Here is a 17,447-nt window from a genome sequence, read left to right as displayed (position 1 = left end):
ATTCGGCCGAGGAGGCGCCTACAGTTTGCGCAGGCGCACCCGGTTGATGCTGTGGTCCGGGTCCTTTCGGAGCACGAGCGTCGCCCGCGGCCGGGTCGGCAGGATGTTCTCCACCAGGTTCGGCTCGTTGATCGTGCGCCACAGGTGCCGCGCCTCGCCGCGGGCCTCGACGTCGTCCAGGGTCGCGAAGTGGTGGAAGTGCGACGCCGGGTCGGCGAAGGCCGTGCTGCGCAGCTTCAGGAACCGCTCGACGTACCAGCGCTCGATGTCCTCGATGTGCGCGTCGACGTAGATGGAGAAGTCGAACAGGTCGGACACGGTCAGGCTCGGGCCGGGCTGCAGGACGTTCAGGCCCTCGATGATGAGGATGTCCGGCCGCCGCACGACCTGCTCCTCGCCGGGCAGGATGTCGTAGGCCAGGTGCGAGTACACCGGCGCGCTGACGGCATCGGCGCCGGACTTGACGTCGGAGACGAACCGCAGCAGCGCGCGGCGGTCGTAGCTCTCCGGGAAGCCCTTGCGGTGCATGATGCCGCGGCGGACCAGCTCGGCCTTCGGGTAGAGGAACCCGTCGGTGGTGACCAGGTCGACGCGCGGGTGGTCGGGCCAGCGGGCCAGCAGGGTGCGCAGGATGCGGGCCGTGGTCGACTTGCCGACCGCGACACTGCCGGCGATGCCGATCACGAAGGGCACCTTCGTGCCGCGGCAGTCCTCGCCGAGGAAGGTCGTCGTGGCCTCGTACAGCCGCTGCCGGGCCGCGACCTGCAGGTTGATCAGGCGGGACAGCGGAAGGTAGACCTCGGCGACCTCGGTGAGGTCGATCTGCTCCCCAAGCCCCCGCAGCCGGCGCAACTCCTCGGCGGTCAGTGGCAGCGGGGTGCTGCGACGCAGTTCCCGCCACTGCTCCCGATGGAGCTCGACGTACGGGCTGAGCTCACGTACCCGTGGCATTCCCACACTCCTTGCCCGTCGCTGGGCTTGGCTGGCGTCGACATCTCCGTAACGCAGCTTCAACGGTAGGGCTTACCGCGCGTGAATGCGCTGTGACCTTCTACACGCACACCCGGCCAGGGGGTTTCCCGCCCCCGGCCGCGGTGGGGGACGGCCCGCGCAGCACGTCGTCGCTGAACGGCGGTCAAGGACCGGGGTGAACGCCGGTCAAGGTGCGCTACCTCCGGGAAGTTCCGCTCACTTCCGCCGGAAGACCTCCTCCCACGCGGCCGCCACCTGGCGCGCGCACGTCTCCGGGGTCACGCCGCCCACGCCGGTGCCCAGGCCGGGCATCGCGATCGTCTCGATGACCGATCGCACCGCCACGCCCTGCTCGAGGATTCCGTCCCGCCACTGCAGGAACACCGCCCGAGCCGCGAGGTAGGGGTGCACCGTGTCGGCGGGCAGGCGTTCGCCCGGTTCGCGCATCGTCGGTGCGCTGATCAGCCACGCGGGGGCCGGTTCGCCCGTCGGCACGACCACCGCGTCGCCCACGGGGAGTTCTCCGCCGTGGTAGGCGAGGATCGTGCTGCGCACGTTCTGCTCCACCGCCGGGAACGCCCGCGCGTAGACCGCGTCGATCCCGCCGCGCATCCAGCCGAAGGAGTTCGCCGGGCTCACCACGGCGTCGGCCACCACGTCCAGCACCGAACCCCGGTGCACGCGCACGGATCCCGTCATGGTGTCCACAACGGATCGCCATGCGCGGGCGAGTGGTTCGTCGACGGCACACAGCACCAGGGCGGGAGTTGCGGGAGCGACCTGGTCCTCCGTTCGCTTGCCGGTGGGTTGGGTGCCCGATTCGGCAGTCACCCCTACACCATGCCAAAAAACGGGACCGCACGTAACCGCGTGGCCCACTCGAATGCCTGAACAGACCAGCATCCCGCGCGGTGCGTAGCCTGTCCGCGTGTCACGGATCGCATACTTCGGGCCGGTCGGGACGTTCACCGAGCAGGCCGCCCGCACGCTCACCACCGCCGGGGACGAACTCCTCGCCGCCGAAACGATCCCGCAGGCGCTCGACGCCGTGCGCACGGGACGGGCCGACGCGGCGTGCGTGCCGGTCGAAAACTCCGTCGAGGGCGCGGTTCCCGCGACGCTGGACGGCCTCGCCGAGCACGACCCGTTGATCGGTGTTGCGGAAGCCTTGCTACCGGTGCATTTCAGCGTCCTCACCCGCGAGGACGTCGGCGAAATCCGTACTGTGGCGAGCCATCCGCACGCCCTGGCCCAGGTGCGCCACTGGCTCGAAGCGAACCTCCCCGGAGCGCGCGCCGTGGCCGCCGGATCGACCGCGGCGGCCGCGGTCGCCGTGCAGGCGGGCGAGTTCGACGCCGCGGTGACGGCACCGGTTGCCGTCGAACACTATCCGCTCAAGGTGCTGGCGACCGAGGTCGCCGACGTGCGAGACGCCCGCACCCGCTTCCTGTTGCTGCGCAAACCCCCGGTGGCACTGCCCGAACCCACCGGCGCCGACCGCACGTCGCTCGTCGCCGCGGCCGCCAACCGCACCGGCACCCTCGCCGACCTGCTCACCGAACTGGCGACCCGCGGCATCAACCTGACGCGCCTGGACGCCCGCCCCAACAAGCAGAACTTCGGCGAGTACCGGTTCTTCATCGACTTCGAGGGGCACGTCGCGGAGCCGCGGATCGCCGACGCGCTCGCCGCGCTGCGCCGCCGGTGCCGTGATGTCCGGTTCCTGGGCTCGTTCGCGCGCGCCGACGGCGTGCCGGCCACCGTCGAACCGGACGCGCGCAACGAGGACTTCACCGACGCCGCCGGCTGGGTCGCCGCGGTGCAGAGAGGAGAGCAGGCGTGAAGCTGTACCTGGTCCGGCACGGGCAGACCCCGGCCAACGTCGCGAAGAAACTGGACACGGCGCTGCCCGGTCCGCCGCTCACCGAACTGGGGCGCGAGCAGGCGCGGCAGCTGGCCGAGAAGCTCGCGACCGAACCGGTGCAGGCCGTCTACGCCTCACACGCGACCCGCGCGCAGCAGACCGCCGCGCCGCTGGCGGAAGCACTGGACCTGCCGGTCGAGCGGGTCGAGGGCGTGCACGAGATCGTGGTCGGCGATCTGGAGGGCCGCAACGACCAGGCGGCCATCGAGCAGTACATGTCCGTCGTCCGGGCGTGGACGCGCGGGGAGCTGCACGTGCCGATGCCCGGCGGCGAGACGGGCGAGCAGGCCCGGGACCGGTTCACCACGGCGATCCGCGACCTCACCCGCAGGCACGACTTCACCCGGTCGACGGGAGTCGTGGTGCTGGTCAGCCACGGCGGGCTGATCCGGCTCGGCGCGGAGTGGCTGGCCCCGAACGTGCGGCCCGAGCTGGCCGACCAGGGCCTGATCCCGAACACCGGCATCGTGGAGCTGGAGACCGGCCTGGACGGTCGCTGGCAGTGCCTGAGCTGGGTCGGAATGCCCATGTAGGGGACATTTCGACGGGTGGCCCCACCTCCCTTGTTGTAGTTTCACCGCATGTCGCCGCGGCTGGTCGGCAAATCGCGTGACCGGCGCAACCCGGCGTGTGGACCGGACGTCCTCCGGGTAGTGCTCCGATCAGCACAGGGAGGGGAAAGATCGTGGTTCGAGTGAACGCACTGCGGATCGGGCTGGGGGTGTCGGCGGCCGCGCTCGCGGCTGTCGTGGCGGGTTGTGGCACGGCCGGCACGGAGAACACCAACCAGGCGAACGCGCCGACGACGCCCGCGACCACGTCGAGCGCGCCGTCCGAGAGTCCCGCGACCAGCCGGCCGGACGCCGCCACCAGCACGAAGAGCGGCGACACGCTGTGCAAGTCCGCCGACCTCAAGCTCACCCTCGGCCAGGGCGACGCCGGTGCCGGCACCGTCTACCGGCCGCTGGTCTTCACCAACACGAGTGACCACCCGTGCGTCATCCAGGGTTTCCCGGGCGTCTCCTACGTGGCCGGGGAGGACGGGCACCAGGTGGGCCCCGCCGCGGTGCGGCAGGGCGAGAAGGGCGGCGCGTTCACGCTGAACAAGGGCGACACCGCGTTCGCCGAAATCGGCTTCGTGAACGTGCAGAACTACGACACGGTGACGTGCCAGCCGCAGCCGGTGCGCGGTCTGCGGGTCTACCCGCCGCAGGAGACGGCGTCGATGTTCGTCGAGGTGTCCACGACCGGGTGCGCGAGCGACAAGATCCCCGGTGACCAGCTCACCGTCAAGACCATCCAGAAGGGCAGCGGCGAGTAGCGCTCAGATCGTCGCGCAGAGTTCGCGGGCCTGTCCGAGGTGGCGCTGACCCTGCGGATCGGCGAAGTTGAGGCTCAACGCCATCCGCCGAACGCCGTCGATGTGGTCGGCGAGGTCGTTGTAGGTCGAACTGACCTCGGCGGCCGCCGCCGCGAGCGCGTCGGCCGCCATGATGTGCTGCAGCACCCCCGGTCCGAGCGTGCCGCGGCCGACCCGGCCCTCGGGCAGCGGATCGGCCCGGGCCAGCGCGGCGCACGCGGCCTTCGCGTCGGCGGTCGGACCGTCCACCGCCGACGTCGACGCCCAGAGCACCCCGATCAGCCCGGCGCCCACCGCGAACCCGGCGACGCCCACCAGCACCAGCCGGCGCTGCGCCGCCACCGGCTCCTCGGGATCCCTGATCCGCATAGGACATTCCAGCACTCGCCGGGCGCGGGCACCAGACGCGGATCGGCCCCCATCCGGGGGTGGCAAGGGGTGGCGACGGCGGGAAACATACGGCTCATGACGAGCACTGCCGACCTGCTGTCCCGGTACGACCGGCCCGACGCGTGCGTGGCCCGGCTCCTGTGCGACGACCACCCGGCCGACGACGTCGCGATCACGGTGGTCGAGCCCGACCTGACCAGCCGTGACCTGACCTTCGGCGAGCTGCGGGACGCGTCCGCGCGCTTCGCCACCGCGCTGGCCGGTCTCGGGATCGGCCGTGGTGACCGCGTGGCCACGCTGATGGCGAAGTCCGCGGACCTCGTCGTCGCGGTGCTCGGGATCTGGCGGCTCGGCGCGGTGCAGGTGCCGCTGTTCACGGCGTTCGCGCCGCCCGCGATCCAGACCCGGGTCGGCGGGGTGCGCGTGGTCGTCGCGGACCCGTCGCAGCGCGCCAAGCTGGCCGAGGTTCCCGGCGAGCGCCAGGTGATCGTCACCGGCGAGGCGAGCGGGGACGACCTCGCGTTCGCCGACCTGCTGCGTGCCGAACCGCAGCCGGAACCGGAGACCGTGGGCGGCGACGGCACGATCGTCGAGCTGTTCACCTCGGGGACGACGGGTGCGCCGAAGGGTGTGCCGATCCCCGCGCGGGCGCTGGCCGCGTTCCGGATGTACCAGGAGTACGGCCTGGACCACCGCGCGGACGACGTGTTCTGGAACGCCGCCGATCCGGGCTGGGCGTACGGCCTGTACTACGCCGTGATCGGCCCGCTCACGCTCGGGCAGCGCAGCCTGCTCCTGCACGCCGGGTTCTCCCCGGAGCTGACCTACTCGGTGCTGGAACGCTTCGGCGTCACCAACTTCACCGCCGGGCCCACCGTGTACCGGGCGCTGCGCAACGCCGACGTGCCGGTGCCGGACGGGCTGAAGCTGCGGCACTGCTCGTCCGCGGGCGAGCCGCTGAACCCCGACGTCATCGAGTGGGCCGAGAAGGTGTTCGGGGTGCCGATCCTGGACCACTACGGCCAGACCGAGCTGGGCATGGTGATCGCGAACGGCTGGCACCCGGACATCCGCGGCGAGCTCAGGCGCGGGTCGATGGGCCGCGCCCTGCCGGGGTGGCGGGCCGAGGTGCTGCGCGCCGACGCCGACGAGCCCGCGCCGGCCGGGGAGCAGGGCCGGGTGGCCATCGACCTGGACGGCAGCCCGCTGATGTGGTTCACCGGCTACCGCGACGCCCCCGACCGCACCGCGGAGCGGTTCTCCGCGGACGGCCGCTGGTACCTGACCGGCGACGTCGCCACCAAGTCGGCCGACGGCTACTTCACCTTCGCCTCCCGCGACGACGACGTGATCCTCATGGCCGGCTACCGCATCGGGCCGTTCGAGGTGGAGAGCGTCCTGCTGCAGCACGACGCCGTCGCCGAGGCGGCCGTCGTCGGCTTGCCGGACGAGCTGCGCGGCGAGGTGCTGGTCGCGTTCGTCGTGCTGCGTCCCGGCGCCGAGCCGGGGGACGCGCTGGTCGCGGAGCTGCAGCAGCTGGTCAAGACGGAGTTCGCCGCGCACGCCTACCCGCGTCAGGTCCACTTCGTCGACGAGCTGCCGAAGACGCCGAGCGGCAAGGTGCAGCGGTTCCTGCTCAGGAAGAGCTGACCGCCTCCCGGTCCAGCGAGAAGCGCACCAGCAGGAGCGCGGCCAGCGCGGCCAGCGCGACCTGAGCGGCCCCGGACACCGCGAAGGTCGCGCTCGCGCTGCCGAGCACCTGCGTCAGCGCGCCACCGGCGAGGGCGCCGAGCGGGATCGCGCCCCACACGACCGTCCGCCACACGCCGAGCACGCGGCCCAGCAGGTCGCCGGGCACCAGCGTGTGGCGCGCGGTCGCCAGCACCACGTTCACCGCCACGACCGCGGCCGCGAACAGGCCGAACAGGGCGGCCGACGCGATCGGCTGGTGCACCACGCCCATCAGGCCGAACCCGGCGCCACCGGCGCAGATGCCGCCGACGAGCACCGGCCGCCGCCCGGCGCGACGGACCAGCCGGGGCGCCACCGCGGCACCGGCCAGCCCGCCGATGCCACCGACGAACGTGAACAACCCGAACGCGGCGTCGCTCAGCCCGAGGTCCTCCAGGGCGTACAGCACCAGCTGGGCCTGGGCCATCTCGCTGGTGAAGCTGATCAGCCCGGCGATCACCACCAGACGGCACAGCAACGGGTGGCGCACGAGCCACCGCAGCCCGCCGGCCAGGTCCGTGCGCAGCCGGGTCGGCTCGGCGGGCGCCCTCGGCCGGAAGCTGCCGGCGAGACCGATCAGCAGCGCGGCCGCGATCGCGAACCCGGCCGAGGTCAGCAGGAACGGGAACGCGGCGAACACCGCGAACGTGAGACTGCCGACCGGGCCGCCCAGGAACGTCTGGCCGAGGATCTCCGCCGCCTGGAACTTGCTGTTCGCGCTCTCCAGCTGGTCCGGCCGGGCGAGCGCCGGGATCATCGCGTTGCCCGCGCTCTCCGCCACGGTCTCCGCCGCCCCCAGCAGCAGCGCGGCGACGTAGACGAGCCAGATCGACAGCGTGCCGGTGCACACGAGCACGGCGGTCAGGCCGACCACCACCCCGCGGGAGACGTTGGCCAGGAGCACGGCGCGTTTGCGGTCCACGCGGTCGGCCAGGGTCCCGGCGAGCACGCCGAAGAGCAGCCAGGGCAGGAACTGCGTCGCGGACAGGGCGCCGATCTGGACCGGATCGCGGGTCAGGGTGGCGGCCAGCAACGGGAAGGCCACCTTGCCGATCCCGTCGGCGAGGTTGCCCACCGCATTGGCCGACAGCAGCCAGCTCAGCCGCCGATCGGGCATCTGTCCTTCATGATCACCCTCGGTGCTGTCCCGGTTTCCCTGTGCGGTCGATGTTGCCACGGGGGACGGGTGCGGGCGATGTCGATCACGCGGATGAGGGGGAAAGAGCCCCCTTGCGGGGGGGCCGGCGGGGGGCGAGAACCACCCGGGCGGGTCTGACGAGGAATTGCCGCGCGGGCCAGTGGCGCCCACCCCCGGTGGTCGCCCCGGGGTTTGCTGCTAGCCCCAGCCGAGCTGGTGCAGGCGGCTGTCGTCGATGCCGAAGTGGTGGGCGATTTCGTGCACCACCGTGATCAGCACTTCCTCCACCACCTGGTCCTCCGTCTCGCACATCCGCAGGATCGGCGTCCGGTAGATGGAGATCCGGTCCGGGAGCACGCCGCCGTAGTCGCTGCTCCGCTCGGTCAGCGCGACGCCGTGGTAGAGGCCCAGGATGTCGGGCGCCTCCTCGTTGTGGTCCTCCACCAGCACGACCACGTTGTCCATCGCGCCGGCCAGCTCCTTGGGCACGGCGTCCAGCGCGTCGGCCACGAGCTCTTCGAACCGGGCTTCCGACATCTCCACCGGCACGGTCTACCTGCCCGTGCTCGGCGGCGCGGCCGGGGCCTCGGCCTTGCGGATGCTGCCCGTCACCGGCGCCAGGCCGCTCTCGTCCGGCAGTTTCGCGCCGACCTTGCAGTTCACCAGCGTCGAACCGGCGTCCCAGCTCTCCTGCTCACGCACGTCCCACCCGAGGATCAGCTTCTGGGCGGCCAGGTCGATCTGGCCGGCGTAGTCCTGCACCGCCTTGTTGCACTCGGTGTCCAGCCACGTCTTCTGGTCGTTCTGCGAGGGATACCCGTCCGGGAACTTCGTCTTCAGGTCCAGGGTCGCGACGATCTCGTAGGAGTGCGGCTGCGCGCAGTCGATCGGGTTGCCGACCGTCTTGCCGACCAGCGCCAGGCACGTCCCCGGCTCCCACACCGCCGCCTGCGACTGGTCCGCCGCCTTGCCGGTGATCGGTTCCAGCTTCCCGCCGGGCGCGGCCCACTGCAGCACGCACCGCATCTCGCGGTTCCCGTCGGCCCATTCGTCGTTGCCCGGCCGCAGCGCGCTGACCGTGAACTTGCCGAACGGGTCGAGCTGCCCGCCCAGGTACGCCGACACGCCCTCGCTGCACCGCTCCAGCGCGATGTCCCGCCACTGCTCGACCGTCGGGGCCGGCGCCTGCGGCGGGTACTTGTCGCCGATGTTCACCACGCCCGTCACCTCGTACAGGTGCGGCTGGGCGCACGGCACGACGTGGATGTCCGACACGTCCGGCGCCGTCCACGTCACGCAACTGCCGGGCGGCGCGGTGAACGCGGCCTTCGCCTCGGGCGACTCCTCGACCTTCCCGCCACCGGTCACGTCGCCGCCCCACGAGAAGGCGACGCTCAGCGACAACGCCAGGATGGCGCCCAAAAAGACACCCGCCATCACCAGCCGGGTGCGCAGCGTGCCTTTTTCCACACCATCTCCGAGCATCGCGTCCCATAATGCCTGCGTCGTGAGGACGGGACACCCCTCGGGTGGTTAGGGTGAGCGCGATGACAGACGACGGTGCGCCGGGAGGGCAGCAGCCCCCGGAAGAACAGCCCCCGCGCGGCTCGATGCGGTTCCAGGACCCGTCGACCGCGAAACGGCGGGAGCCGACACTGGCCGAGCAGCGTGCTCGGCGGCAGGCGCTGGAGGACCAGGCCCGCCAGGAGGCCGCGGAGCGGGACGCGCGCGCCGCGGCGGAGCAGAAGGCCGCCACGCGCCGCAAGCTGCTGATCGGCGGCGGGGTCACCGTCGGCCTGGTCGCCGTGGTCGCCACCTGGTACGTCGCGGGCAGCGGGGAGACCGTCAACGCGCTGTGCACCGACAGCAACAACGTCGTGCAGCCGGACGAATACTGCGACGACAACTACGCCACCACCCACGGCGGGTACTACAACTCGTCCACGGGCTTCTGGTTCATTCCGATACCCGGCGGCGGCGGGTACAGCCAGTACCGCTACAACTACGGCGGCACCGGCACCATCGGCAGGCCGGTGACCGGCGGCACCTACACCAAGCCGTCCGGCAACACCACGGTCAAGACCAGTTCCGGCAAGACCGTGCAGCGCGGCGGCTTCGGCATCAGCGGCAAGAGCAGTGGCGGTAGCAGCGGCGACAGCGGCGGGAAGAGCGGGGGATCCTAGGGTGCGAAGGGGGACCGCCCAGCCGCGGCGGGACTGGCAGCGCATCGTCGAAGAGCAGGGCCTCGTGTTCGGCACCCCGGCCCGCTACGGCACCGGTCAGGACCGGCCGTACTGGGACGAGTCGGTGCACTACGTCCTCGAGATGGACGAGGTGCTCAGCCTCGAAGCCGACGTCGAGCTGCTGCATTCGATGTGCCTGGAGGCCGTCGACCACGTCGTCCTGACCGAGCGCTACCGCGAGTTCGGCATCCCGGAGTGGGTGTGGCCGCACATCGCCGAGTCGTGGAAGCGCCACGACCCGCACGTCTACGGCCGGTTCGACCTGCGCTACGACGGCCGCGGCCCGGCGAAGCTGCTGGAGTACAACGCCGACACCCCGACCTCCCTGCTGGAGGCGGCGGTGCTGCAGTGGCACTGGAAGACCGAGGTCTTCCCGGACGACGACCAGTGGAACTCGGTGCACGAGCGGCTCGTCGAGCGCTGGCAGGAGATCCGCGGGCTGCTGCCCAGCAACGAGCTGTACTTCACCTGGTCGGCCGCCGACCCCACGGGCGAGGACCACATCACCACCTCCTACCTGCAGGAGACCGCGGCCGAGGCCGGCCTGGACACCGTCGGGCTGGCGATCGAGGAGATCGGCTGGGACCCGGTGCTCAAGCGGTTCGTCGACCTCGAAGAGGCCCCGATGAACACCGTGGTCAAGCTCTACCCGTGGGAGTGGGTGGTCGACGAGGAGTTCGGCCGCTTCGCCGCCGAGTCGCTGCCGCAGACGCTGTGGATCGAGCCGCTGTGGAAGATGCTGCTGTCCAACAAGACGCTGCTGGCGATCCTGTGGGAGAACTACCCGGGCCACCCGAACCTGCTGCCCGCGTTCGTCGACCAGCCCGGCATCCTCACCGAGTACGTGCGCAAGCCGAAACTGGGCCGCGAAGGGGCGAACGTGCAGATCGTGGCGCCCGGCTACGAGACCGAGACCGGCGGCGTCTACGGCGCCGAGGGGTACGTCTACCAGGCGTTCGACCCGCTGCCCGAGTTCGACGGGTTCCGCCCGGCGCTGGGCGCGTGGATCGTCGGTGACGGCTCGGCGGGGCTGGGCATCCGCGAGACGGCCGGCCTGGTCACCGACGACGGTGCCGCGTTCGTCCCACACCGCATCCCGCAATCGTGATAAACCACCCGCGATCACTCACATCACCTGACTGGGAGACCCCGTGACCCACACCCTCGCGCTGTCGAACACGTTCGGCTCCGATCTCGTGCGCGGGATCGGTGCGATCCTGCTGTACGGCGTGATCGGGCTGCTGCTGATGCTGGTCGGGTTCTACGCGATCGACTGGACCACGCCCGGCAAGCTGTCCACCCTGGTGCGCAACGGGCTGCCGAACGCGGTGATCGTCACCGGCTCCGGGATGCTGTCGATGGCGTTCATCGTGGTCGTGGCGATCTTCAACTCGGCCAGCGACCTCACCGAGGGGCTGATCACCTCCCTGGTCTACGGCCTGCTCGGCATCGTCGTGCAGGTACTGGCGGTGCGGCTGCTGGAGTGGTCGACCCGGATCGACATGCGGGCCACCATGGAGAGCCGGACGTTCGCGCCGGCGAGCATCGTGGTCGCGGCCGCGCACCTGGCGCTGGGTCTCGTCGTCGCGGTCTCGATCAGCTGACGCGAAGCCCCTAGGGTGGGTGTGTGCGCCTGCTGAGGACTCCCGAAGACCGGTTCACCGACCTCCCCGACTTCGACCACCCGCCGCTCTACTGCGACCTGGAGAGCGACCACGACGGCATCGTCCGGATCTCCTACGTGGAGGCCGGCCCGTTCGACGGTCCCGTCGTGCTGCTCCTGCACGGCGAGCCCAGCTGGTCGTTCCTCTACCGCAAGGTGCTGCCCGTGCTGGCCGACGCCGGCATCAGAGCGATCGCGCCCGACCTGATCGGCTTCGGCCGCTCCGACAAACCGGTCGACGCCGCCGACCACACCTACGCCCGGCACGTCGAGTGGATCCGCTCGTTCGCGCTGGACGCGCTCGACCTGCGGGACGTCACGCTGGTCGGCCAGGACTGGGGCGGCCTGATCGGGCTGCGCGTGGTCGCCGAGAACCCGGACCGCTTCGCGCGGGTGGTCGCGGCCAACACCGGCCTGCCCACCGGCGACCAGGACATGCCGCGCGAGTGGTGGGCCTTCCACGACGCCGTGCAGAACGCGCCGGTGCTCGACATCGGCCGGTTCGTGCAGTCCGGCTGCCGCACCAAGCTGAGCGACGCCGAACGCGCGGCCTACGACGCGCCGTTCCCCAACGAGATGTACAAGGCCGGCCCGCGCGCGATGCCCGGGCTGGTGCCGACCAGCCCCGACGACCCGGCGAGCGAGGCGAACCGGCGCGCGTGGTCGGTACTGTCCGACTCGGACATCCCGCTGCTGTGCGCCTTCGGCGACAGCGACCCGATCACCGGTCCGATGGCGGCGGTCCTGCGGCGCACGATGAAGGGCGCGGCCGGCCAGGACCACCGCACCCTGGAGAACGCCGGGCACTTCCTGCAGGAGGACAAGGGCGAGGAGCTGGGCGGCATCATCGCGCGCTTCGTCACCGGCTGACGGCTTTCCCGATGCGGCGTTCGCGGCGGTGGGCGCTGGGAACGCCACATCGGGGGAGCGGCGTCAGCGGTTGCGGTGCCGGCCCTTGCCGTCCTCGTCGATCTCGACGCGTTCCTTGCGGACCTGGCCGGAGACGGTCTCCTCGTCACGGACGGTTTCCTTGGCCAGCCGCACCTTCTCCACCGGGACGGTCTCCTTCTCGACCTTCGGGCGCTCCTCGTGGAGGGTGACTTCCTGCTCCTCGTCGGCGATGCGGGCGCCGGTGCGGTCGCCATCGGTGATCGGTTCGCGTTCCAGCCGCACCTCTTCGTGCGTCACCGGGACCTTGACCTGCTGCTCCTCGGTGACGGTGTACTTGCGCAGCCGGACGCGGCCGGTCTCGACGCGCTCGGTGCCGACGTTGAGCCGCTCCTCCGAGCGGGTCATCGACTCACCCGCGGTGCCGCGCCTGCCGGGCTTGCCGGGCTGTGGCTTCGGCGGCTGGTTGCCCGTGGTGCCGCGGTTCTCCCGGCTGCCGCGGGGCGCGGGCATGTCGTAGAACCGGTACAGCTCGGCACTTTCCTGTTCGGACAGATGCCGGTCGCCGTCCGTCTGCGGTGCCTCGGACACCTTTTCCTTGGACACCTGGACGTGCACGCCGTCGCGGTCCATCGTGGCGCCCTGCAGCGGCACGAAACTTTCCTTGTGCCCGAACATCCCGGTGCGGACCGTGACCCACTCCGGCTGCTGCGTGTCGTCGGCGACGTAGACGGTGCCGACCTTCCCGATCTTGCGGCCGTGGTTGTCCACGACCGCGTTCTCCATGAGTTCTTCCGGACGCATGGTGCCAGTCATGGCTCGCTCCTTCCCCGTTGTTGAGCCAAGACAGGTGTTCACAGCCCGGCGGGGGTGCGAAACTGACACCATCAGGGATCACTCACGTGAGGGTCCCCCGCGCGTCGGGGAGCTTGTCCAAGGTGGACAGCTGACTCGGTCGCCCGGGGAAGCCGCCCGGATTTCCCGAGGAGCTCTCGTTTTCCGGGTGCTGTTCGCCCCGGCCGAGCGGGCTCAGGAAGTGCTGCCGTCCGGGTTGATGACCTCGAAACGCGTGTACGGCACCAGCGCCTCGGGGATGCGGATCGACCCGTCGGCCTGCTGGTTGTTCTCCAGCACGGCCACCAGCGTGCGCCCGATCGGCAGCCCGGACGCGTTCAGCGTCGCGATCTGGGCGCGCTTGCCGTCCTTGCCCTTGCCGCGGATGTTCGCCCGCCGGGCCTGGAACACGCCCGTGTCGGAGGCGCTCGAGATCTCCCGGTAGGTGCCCTGGCTGGGCAGCCACACCTCGATGTCGAAGGTGATCTGCGCCGAGAACCCGGTGTCACCGGCCGCCAGCTTGATCACCCGGTACGGCAGGCCGAGCCGCTGCAGGGGCGCCTCCGCGTGCGCCAGGATCTCGTCCAGCGCCTCGCGCGACCGCTCCTCCTCGACGAACTGCACCAGCTCGACCTTGGAGAACTCGTGCTGCCGGATCAGGCCGCGCGTGTCCTTGCCGTACGAGCCGGCCTCGGAACGGAAGCACGGCGTGTGCGCGGTGTACCGCAGCGGCAGGTCCTCCAGCGGCAGGATCTCGCCCGCGTGCAGGTTGACCAGCGGCACCTCGGCGGTCGGGATGAGGAACAGCTCGCGCTCGGCGACACCGGTGCGGAACAGGTCCTCTTCGAACTTCGGCAGCTGCCCGGTGCCGGTCATGGTCTGCCGGGTGACCAGCGACGGCAGGCTGAACTCGGTGTAGCCGTGCTCGCCGGTGTGGATGTCCAGGAAGAACTGCGCCAGCGCCCGCTGCAGGCGCGATCCGGCGCCCTTGAACACCGCGAACCGCGGCCCGGACAGCTTGGTCGCCCGGGTCAGGTCCAGGAACCCGGCGCGCTCGCCGAGGTCGACGTGGTCCAGCGGCTCGAAGCCGAACTCGGGCGGCGTGCCGACGCGGCGCACCTCTTCGGCGAACTCCTCGGTGGCGCCGTCCGGGATCTCGTCGAGCGGCAGGTTCGGGATGCCGAGCAGGAACTCGTTGAGCTCCGCCTCGACCTCGCGCTGCTCCTCCTCGAGCCGGCTGATCCGGTTCTTCAGCTCACGCGCCCGCTCGCGCAGCGCCGTGACGTCCTCGCCGCGCTTGGCGGCGGCGCCGACCTCGGCGGCGGCCTTCTTCGACTCGGCCCGCGCCTGGTCGCCCTCGCCGATCACGGAGGACCGCCTGCTCACCAGCTTGCCCAGGTGGTCGGTGTCGAGCACGTAACCGCGACGGCGCAGCTTGGCGGCCGCGTCCACATCGGGGTCGAGCAGCTGGCGGGGGTCGTGCATCAGTACTCCAGGTACGAGCCGGTACGGATGCGCTCCAGCGTAACGAGGCCGACCAGCGGGTTTCGCGCAACCCGGTCACGCCGGGCGCGGCAGCCCCACCGGCACGACCGGGGCCGCCGGATCGGGCAGGCCCGCCGCGCGCAGTGCCGACCACATGGTCACCTGGTTCGCGGTGAGCACCGGGATGCCCAGCCGTCGCCGCAGCGGCTCGATCACGTCGAACGTCGGCACGTTCGTGCAGCTCACGAACAACGCGTCGGCGCCGGCGGTGTCCAGTTCCGCCACCGCGGCCAGCACGTGCGCGTAGGTCGTCTTCCAGATCCCGCCCAGCATGTTCAGCCCGATGCTCGCGGTCGCGGTGATCCCGTACTCGGCGAGGAACGACAGCAGACGGCCGGTCACCGCGTCCACGTACGGCGTCACGACCGCGACCCGGCGCGCGCCCAGGGCCTCCAGCGCGCTCACCATCGCGCCGGAGGTGGTGATCGCGCGGGGCGCGCCGGCATCGAGCATCGCCGCCACCAGCGCGGCCTCGCCCGCGGCGCCGTCGACGAAACTGCCCGACGTGCACGCGTAGGCGACGACCTCCGGTTCGGGCACCAGCAGGTCGCGGGTGGCGCGGCGGACACCGTGCGGGTCGGCCAGCGCCTCCGCCAGCTGCACGGTGACCGGCTCGGGCAGGTAGGGCAGGCGGGTCGTGTGCAGGCACGCGTGCTCGGGCACCCACCGCCACAGTTCGCGGTCGAGGGCGAAGTCGAACGGCGCGATCACGCCGATCCCGGTCTGGACCGGCAGGGTGATCTCGAATGGATCAGCGGCCATCACGACGTCTCCCTCTCCTCGGGGCGCCCGCCAGGCTAGGTTCGGCGTGGGACAACCGATGACGCCGCGCGTTACCGAGCGGTTAAACCTTGCTCCGGGAGGCTTCAGTGAGGTGGCGGATCGCCGCGGTGGTGGCCGCGGCCGGCCTGGCCAGTGCCTGTACGACCACGGTCGCCGGGACACCGCAGCCGGCGCCGGGGCGGGTGACCGTCGCGCCGGCGAGCTCCACCGACCCGTGCACCCTGCTGACCACCGACGAAGCCGCCGACCTCGGCCTGGGCCCCGGCACGCCGATCCCCGGCCAGCCCAAGCAGCGGGTGCCACCGGGCTGCGACTGGAAGTCGCTCGACCCCGCCGCGAGCCTCGACGACTCCCTGCAGGCCTACTACGGCACCGACCAGACGATGGCGGAGTACTTCGCCTCCCGGCCGGTCGGCGAGGAGGAGCTGGGCGGCATCACCTGGCAGCACTACTCGTCGATCATGGGCGACTGGCTGTGCAACCTGGCGGTCGAGCTCGGCGAGACGGAGTTCGTCGTCATCACGAGCCAGAACCTGGGCGACCCGGGCAAGTCGTGCACGGTCGCCGAACGCGCCGCGCCCGTGGTCGCCGGGCACCTGCCGCAGCGCTGACCGGCTGGTTCACGCCACCTGGTCGGCCACGTACTTCGCGATCTCCAGCGCGCTCGTCGCCGCGGGGGAGGGTGCGTTGAGGACGTGCACCTGGTGCGGCGCGGTTTCGATGAGGAAGTCGTCGACCAGCGAGCCGTCCGGGCGCAGCGCCTGGGCGCGCACCCCGGAGCCGTGCCGCACGATGTCGTCCGGGCCGACCGCCGGGACCAGGCGCGCGAGGCTCGCCGCGAACCGGCGTTTGGACAGCGACCGCAGCACCTCGTCCAGCCCGGTCGGGTAGGCCCACTTCTTCGCGAGCCGCCACGAACCGGGGAAGCGGGCGACGTCGGCGATGTCGGCGGGGGAGATGTCCCGCCAGCGGTAGCCCTCGCGCCGCAACGCCAGCACCGCGTTGGGGCCGGCGTGCACGCTGCCGTCGAGCATCCTGGTCAGGTGCACGCCCAGGAACGGCAACGCCGGGTCGGGCACCGGGTAGATCAGCCCGCGCACCAGGTGCCGCCGCTCCGGCCGCAGTTCGTAGTACTCGCCGCGGAACGGCACGATCCGCGCGCTCGGCCGCAGCCCGGCCAGCTCGGCGACCCGGTCGGACTGCAGGCCGGCGCAGTTGACCAGCGCGTCCGCGCGCAGCACCTCGTCGCCGGTGGCGACCTCCACGTTCGTGGTGGAGCCGCGCCGGATGCCCCGCACCGCCGTGCCCAGGCGCAGGTCGGCACCCCGTTCGGTGAGCAGCCGCACCAGCGCGGTGCACACGCGGGGGAAGTCGATGATCCCGGTCGAGGAGACCCGCAGCGCCCGCACGCAGGACACCTCGGGCTCGTACTCGCGGGCCTCCGCGGCGCTGATCAGCTTCGCCGGCACGCCGTTGGCCTCGGCCCGCTCGGCGAGCACGCCCAGCGCGGGCAGCTCGGCCTCGCTGGTCGCCACGACGAGCTTGCCGCACACCTCGACCGGCACCCCGTGCTCCCGCGCGAAGTCCACAATGGACCGATTGCCCGCGACGGACATCCGCGCCTTGGCCGAGCCCGGCTTGTAGTACAGGCCGGCGTGCACGACGTTGGAGTTGTGACCGGTCTGGTGCGCGGCCCAGCGGTCCTCCTTCTCCAGCACGGTCACCGCCGACCCGCGCCGGGTCAGCTCCTCCGCGACCGCGAGCCCGATGATCCCGCCACCGACGACCACAACCCGGTTCACCACGCGACCAGCGTATAGCGGATCAGCCCGGTACCGCGCGGACAGCGCGCGCGACCGTGCCGGGCCCTCGGCCGGGCCGGGTTCCGTTGTCCACTGTGGAAGAGCCCGTCCGGTGGCACGGTGATCGCGGTCATGCGCGCCTGGACGCGGCACGGCCATCGGTCAGACTGTACG

19 protein-coding genes are annotated in these 17,447 nt (G+C 71.5%); 9 read left to right on the top strand and 10 right to left on the bottom strand.

The features are described from left to right. Positions 1-18: 18 nt before the first annotated feature. Both coaA and FB470_RS10100 read right to left on the bottom strand, forming a co-directional pair. Positions 19-951: a type I pantothenate kinase gene (gene coaA, locus FB470_RS10105; RefSeq protein ID WP_306990631.1), complete on the bottom strand. Its 933-nt coding sequence runs from the start codon at positions 949-951 to the stop codon at positions 19-21. Positions 952-1,188: 237 nt separating this feature from the next. After that, a complete protein-coding gene (locus FB470_RS10100; protein WP_306990630.1) occupies positions 1,189-1,803 on the bottom strand; it encodes a macro domain-containing protein in 615 nt (204 codons plus the stop codon). 97 nt (positions 1,804-1,900) lie between these two features. Here FB470_RS10100 and pheA point away from each other — a divergent pair, with 97 nt between their 5' ends. From pheA to FB470_RS10085, 3 genes are all read left to right on the top strand, one after another. Next, entirely contained in the window at positions 1,901-2,815 is a 915-nt protein-coding gene (gene pheA / locus FB470_RS10095; RefSeq protein ID WP_306990629.1) for a prephenate dehydratase, read from the top strand. After that, complete coding sequence (locus FB470_RS10090) at positions 2,812-3,429, top strand: histidine phosphatase family protein (protein WP_306990628.1); 618 nt, start codon at positions 2,812-2,814, stop codon at positions 3,427-3,429. Before pheA ends, FB470_RS10090 begins: the two co-directional genes overlap by 4 nt. Positions 3,430-3,590: 161 nt before the next feature. After that, a complete protein-coding gene (locus FB470_RS10085) occupies positions 3,591-4,217 on the top strand; it encodes a DUF4232 domain-containing protein (protein ID WP_306990627.1) in 627 nt (208 codons plus the stop codon). A gap of 3 nt (positions 4,218-4,220) precedes the next feature. On the opposite strand, the gene FB470_RS10080 is transcribed toward FB470_RS10085, so the two are convergent. Further along, a complete protein-coding gene (locus tag FB470_RS10080) occupies positions 4,221-4,625 on the bottom strand; it encodes a hypothetical protein (protein ID WP_306990626.1) in 405 nt (134 codons plus the stop codon). A 96-nt stretch (positions 4,626-4,721) separates the two neighbouring features. On the opposite strand from FB470_RS10080, the gene FB470_RS10075 reads away from it, so the two are divergent. Further along, positions 4,722-6,296 carry an AMP-binding protein gene (locus FB470_RS10075; RefSeq protein ID WP_306990625.1) on the top strand — a complete coding sequence of 525 codons (1,575 nt, stop codon included), beginning with the start codon at positions 4,722-4,724 and terminating at the stop codon, positions 6,294-6,296. On the opposite strand, the gene FB470_RS10070 is transcribed toward FB470_RS10075, so the two are convergent. From FB470_RS10070 to FB470_RS10060, 3 genes are all read right to left on the bottom strand, one after another. Then, on the bottom strand, positions 6,283-7,494 hold the full coding sequence (locus tag FB470_RS10070) for an MFS transporter (protein ID WP_306990624.1): 1,212 nt from the start codon (positions 7,492-7,494) through the stop codon (positions 6,283-6,285). The genes FB470_RS10075 and FB470_RS10070 overlap by 14 nt on opposite strands. Positions 7,495-7,713: 219 nt before the next feature. Next, complete coding sequence (locus tag FB470_RS10065) at positions 7,714-8,064, bottom strand: metallopeptidase family protein (RefSeq protein WP_306990623.1); 351 nt, start codon at positions 8,062-8,064, stop codon at positions 7,714-7,716. 3 nt (positions 8,065-8,067) lie between these two features. Beyond that, positions 8,068-9,000, bottom strand: a complete 933-nt coding sequence (locus tag FB470_RS10060; protein ID WP_306990622.1) for a septum formation family protein — start codon at positions 8,998-9,000, stop codon at positions 8,068-8,070. A 125-nt stretch (positions 9,001-9,125) separates the two neighbouring features. On the opposite strand from FB470_RS10060, the gene FB470_RS10055 reads away from it, so the two are divergent. The 4 genes from FB470_RS10055 to FB470_RS10040 are packed head-to-tail and all read left to right on the top strand — an operon-like array spanning position 9,126 to position 12,291. Then, positions 9,126-9,698, top strand: coding sequence for a hypothetical protein (locus FB470_RS10055; protein WP_306999162.1), 573 nt, complete (start codon positions 9,126-9,128; stop codon positions 9,696-9,698). Position 9,699: 1 nt separating this feature from the next. Continuing rightward, positions 9,700-10,866 (top strand): glutathionylspermidine synthase family protein, encoded by a 1,167-nt coding sequence (locus FB470_RS10050; RefSeq protein WP_306990621.1) that lies wholly within the window; start codon positions 9,700-9,702, stop codon positions 10,864-10,866. 43 nt (positions 10,867-10,909) lie between these two features. After that, positions 10,910-11,362 (top strand): DUF350 domain-containing protein, encoded by a 453-nt coding sequence (locus FB470_RS10045; RefSeq protein ID WP_306990620.1) that lies wholly within the window; start codon positions 10,910-10,912, stop codon positions 11,360-11,362. A 23-nt stretch (positions 11,363-11,385) separates the two neighbouring features. Beyond that, positions 11,386-12,291: a haloalkane dehalogenase gene (locus tag FB470_RS10040; protein ID WP_306990619.1), complete on the top strand. Its 906-nt coding sequence runs from the start codon at positions 11,386-11,388 to the stop codon at positions 12,289-12,291. A 63-nt stretch (positions 12,292-12,354) separates the two neighbouring features. Here FB470_RS10040 and FB470_RS10035 read toward each other — a convergent pair whose 3' ends face one another. The 3 genes from FB470_RS10035 to FB470_RS10025 form a co-directional block, all read right to left on the bottom strand. After that, positions 12,355-13,125 (bottom strand): PRC and DUF2382 domain-containing protein, encoded by a 771-nt coding sequence (locus FB470_RS10035; RefSeq protein WP_306990618.1) that lies wholly within the window; start codon positions 13,123-13,125, stop codon positions 12,355-12,357. A 213-nt stretch (positions 13,126-13,338) separates the two neighbouring features. After that, positions 13,339-14,628, bottom strand: coding sequence for a serine--tRNA ligase (serS, locus tag FB470_RS10030; RefSeq protein ID WP_306990617.1), 1,290 nt, complete (start codon positions 14,626-14,628; stop codon positions 13,339-13,341). A gap of 75 nt (positions 14,629-14,703) precedes the next feature. Beyond that, the gene (locus tag FB470_RS10025; RefSeq protein ID WP_306990616.1) at positions 14,704-15,450 is read right to left on the bottom strand and encodes a maleate cis-trans isomerase family protein; all 747 of its coding nucleotides are present in this window, start codon (positions 15,448-15,450) and stop codon (positions 14,704-14,706) included. Positions 15,451-15,557: 107 nt separating this feature from the next. Here FB470_RS10025 and FB470_RS10020 point away from each other — a divergent pair, with 107 nt between their 5' ends. Next, complete coding sequence (locus tag FB470_RS10020) at positions 15,558-16,082, top strand: DUF3558 family protein (RefSeq protein WP_306990615.1); 525 nt, start codon at positions 15,558-15,560, stop codon at positions 16,080-16,082. A 9-nt stretch (positions 16,083-16,091) separates the two neighbouring features. Here FB470_RS10020 and lhgO read toward each other — a convergent pair whose 3' ends face one another. Then, positions 16,092-17,432: an L-2-hydroxyglutarate oxidase gene (lhgO, locus tag FB470_RS10015; RefSeq protein ID WP_306990614.1), complete on the bottom strand. Its 1,341-nt coding sequence runs from the start codon at positions 17,430-17,432 to the stop codon at positions 16,092-16,094. Between the last annotated feature and the right edge of the window lie 15 nt (positions 17,433-17,447).

Origin of the sequence: Amycolatopsis thermophila (genome assembly GCF_030814215.1) — a bacterium.
Taxonomy (GTDB): domain Bacteria; phylum Actinomycetota; class Actinomycetes; order Mycobacteriales; family Pseudonocardiaceae; genus Amycolatopsis_E; species Amycolatopsis_E thermophila.
Note: the sequence above shows the minus strand (reverse complement) of the source record. Positions and strands in the feature narration are given on the sequence as shown.

What these genes read in the sequence shown, in the direction of transcription:
- FB470_RS10080 (WP_306990626.1), bottom strand. Translation starts at nt 4,625, where the DNA reads ATGCGGATCAGGGATCCCGAGGAGCCGGTGGCGGCGCAGCGCCGGCTG.
- FB470_RS10075 (WP_306990625.1), top strand. Translation starts at nt 4,722, where the DNA reads ATGACGAGCACTGCCGACCTGCTGTCCCGGTACGACCGGCCCGACGCG.
- serS (WP_306990617.1), bottom strand. Translation starts at nt 14,628, where the DNA reads ATGCACGACCCCCGCCAGCTGCTCGACCCCGATGTGGACGCGGCCGCC.
- FB470_RS10070 (WP_306990624.1), bottom strand. Translation starts at nt 7,494, where the DNA reads ATGCCCGATCGGCGGCTGAGCTGGCTGCTGTCGGCCAATGCGGTGGGC.
- FB470_RS10055 (WP_306999162.1), top strand. Translation starts at nt 9,126, where the DNA reads ATGCGGTTCCAGGACCCGTCGACCGCGAAACGGCGGGAGCCGACACTG.
- lhgO (WP_306990614.1), bottom strand. Translation starts at nt 17,432, where the DNA reads ATGGCCGTGCCGCGTCCAGGCGCGCATGACCGCGATCACCGTGCCACC.
- FB470_RS10025 (WP_306990616.1), bottom strand. Translation starts at nt 15,450, where the DNA reads ATGGCCGCTGATCCATTCGAGATCACCCTGCCGGTCCAGACCGGGATC.
- FB470_RS10035 (WP_306990618.1), bottom strand. Translation starts at nt 13,125, where the DNA reads ATGACTGGCACCATGCGTCCGGAAGAACTCATGGAGAACGCGGTCGTG.
- coaA (WP_306990631.1), bottom strand. Translation starts at nt 951, where the DNA reads ATGCCACGGGTACGTGAGCTCAGCCCGTACGTCGAGCTCCATCGGGAG.
- FB470_RS10060 (WP_306990622.1), bottom strand. Translation starts at nt 9,000, where the DNA reads ATGCTCGGAGATGGTGTGGAAAAAGGCACGCTGCGCACCCGGCTGGTG.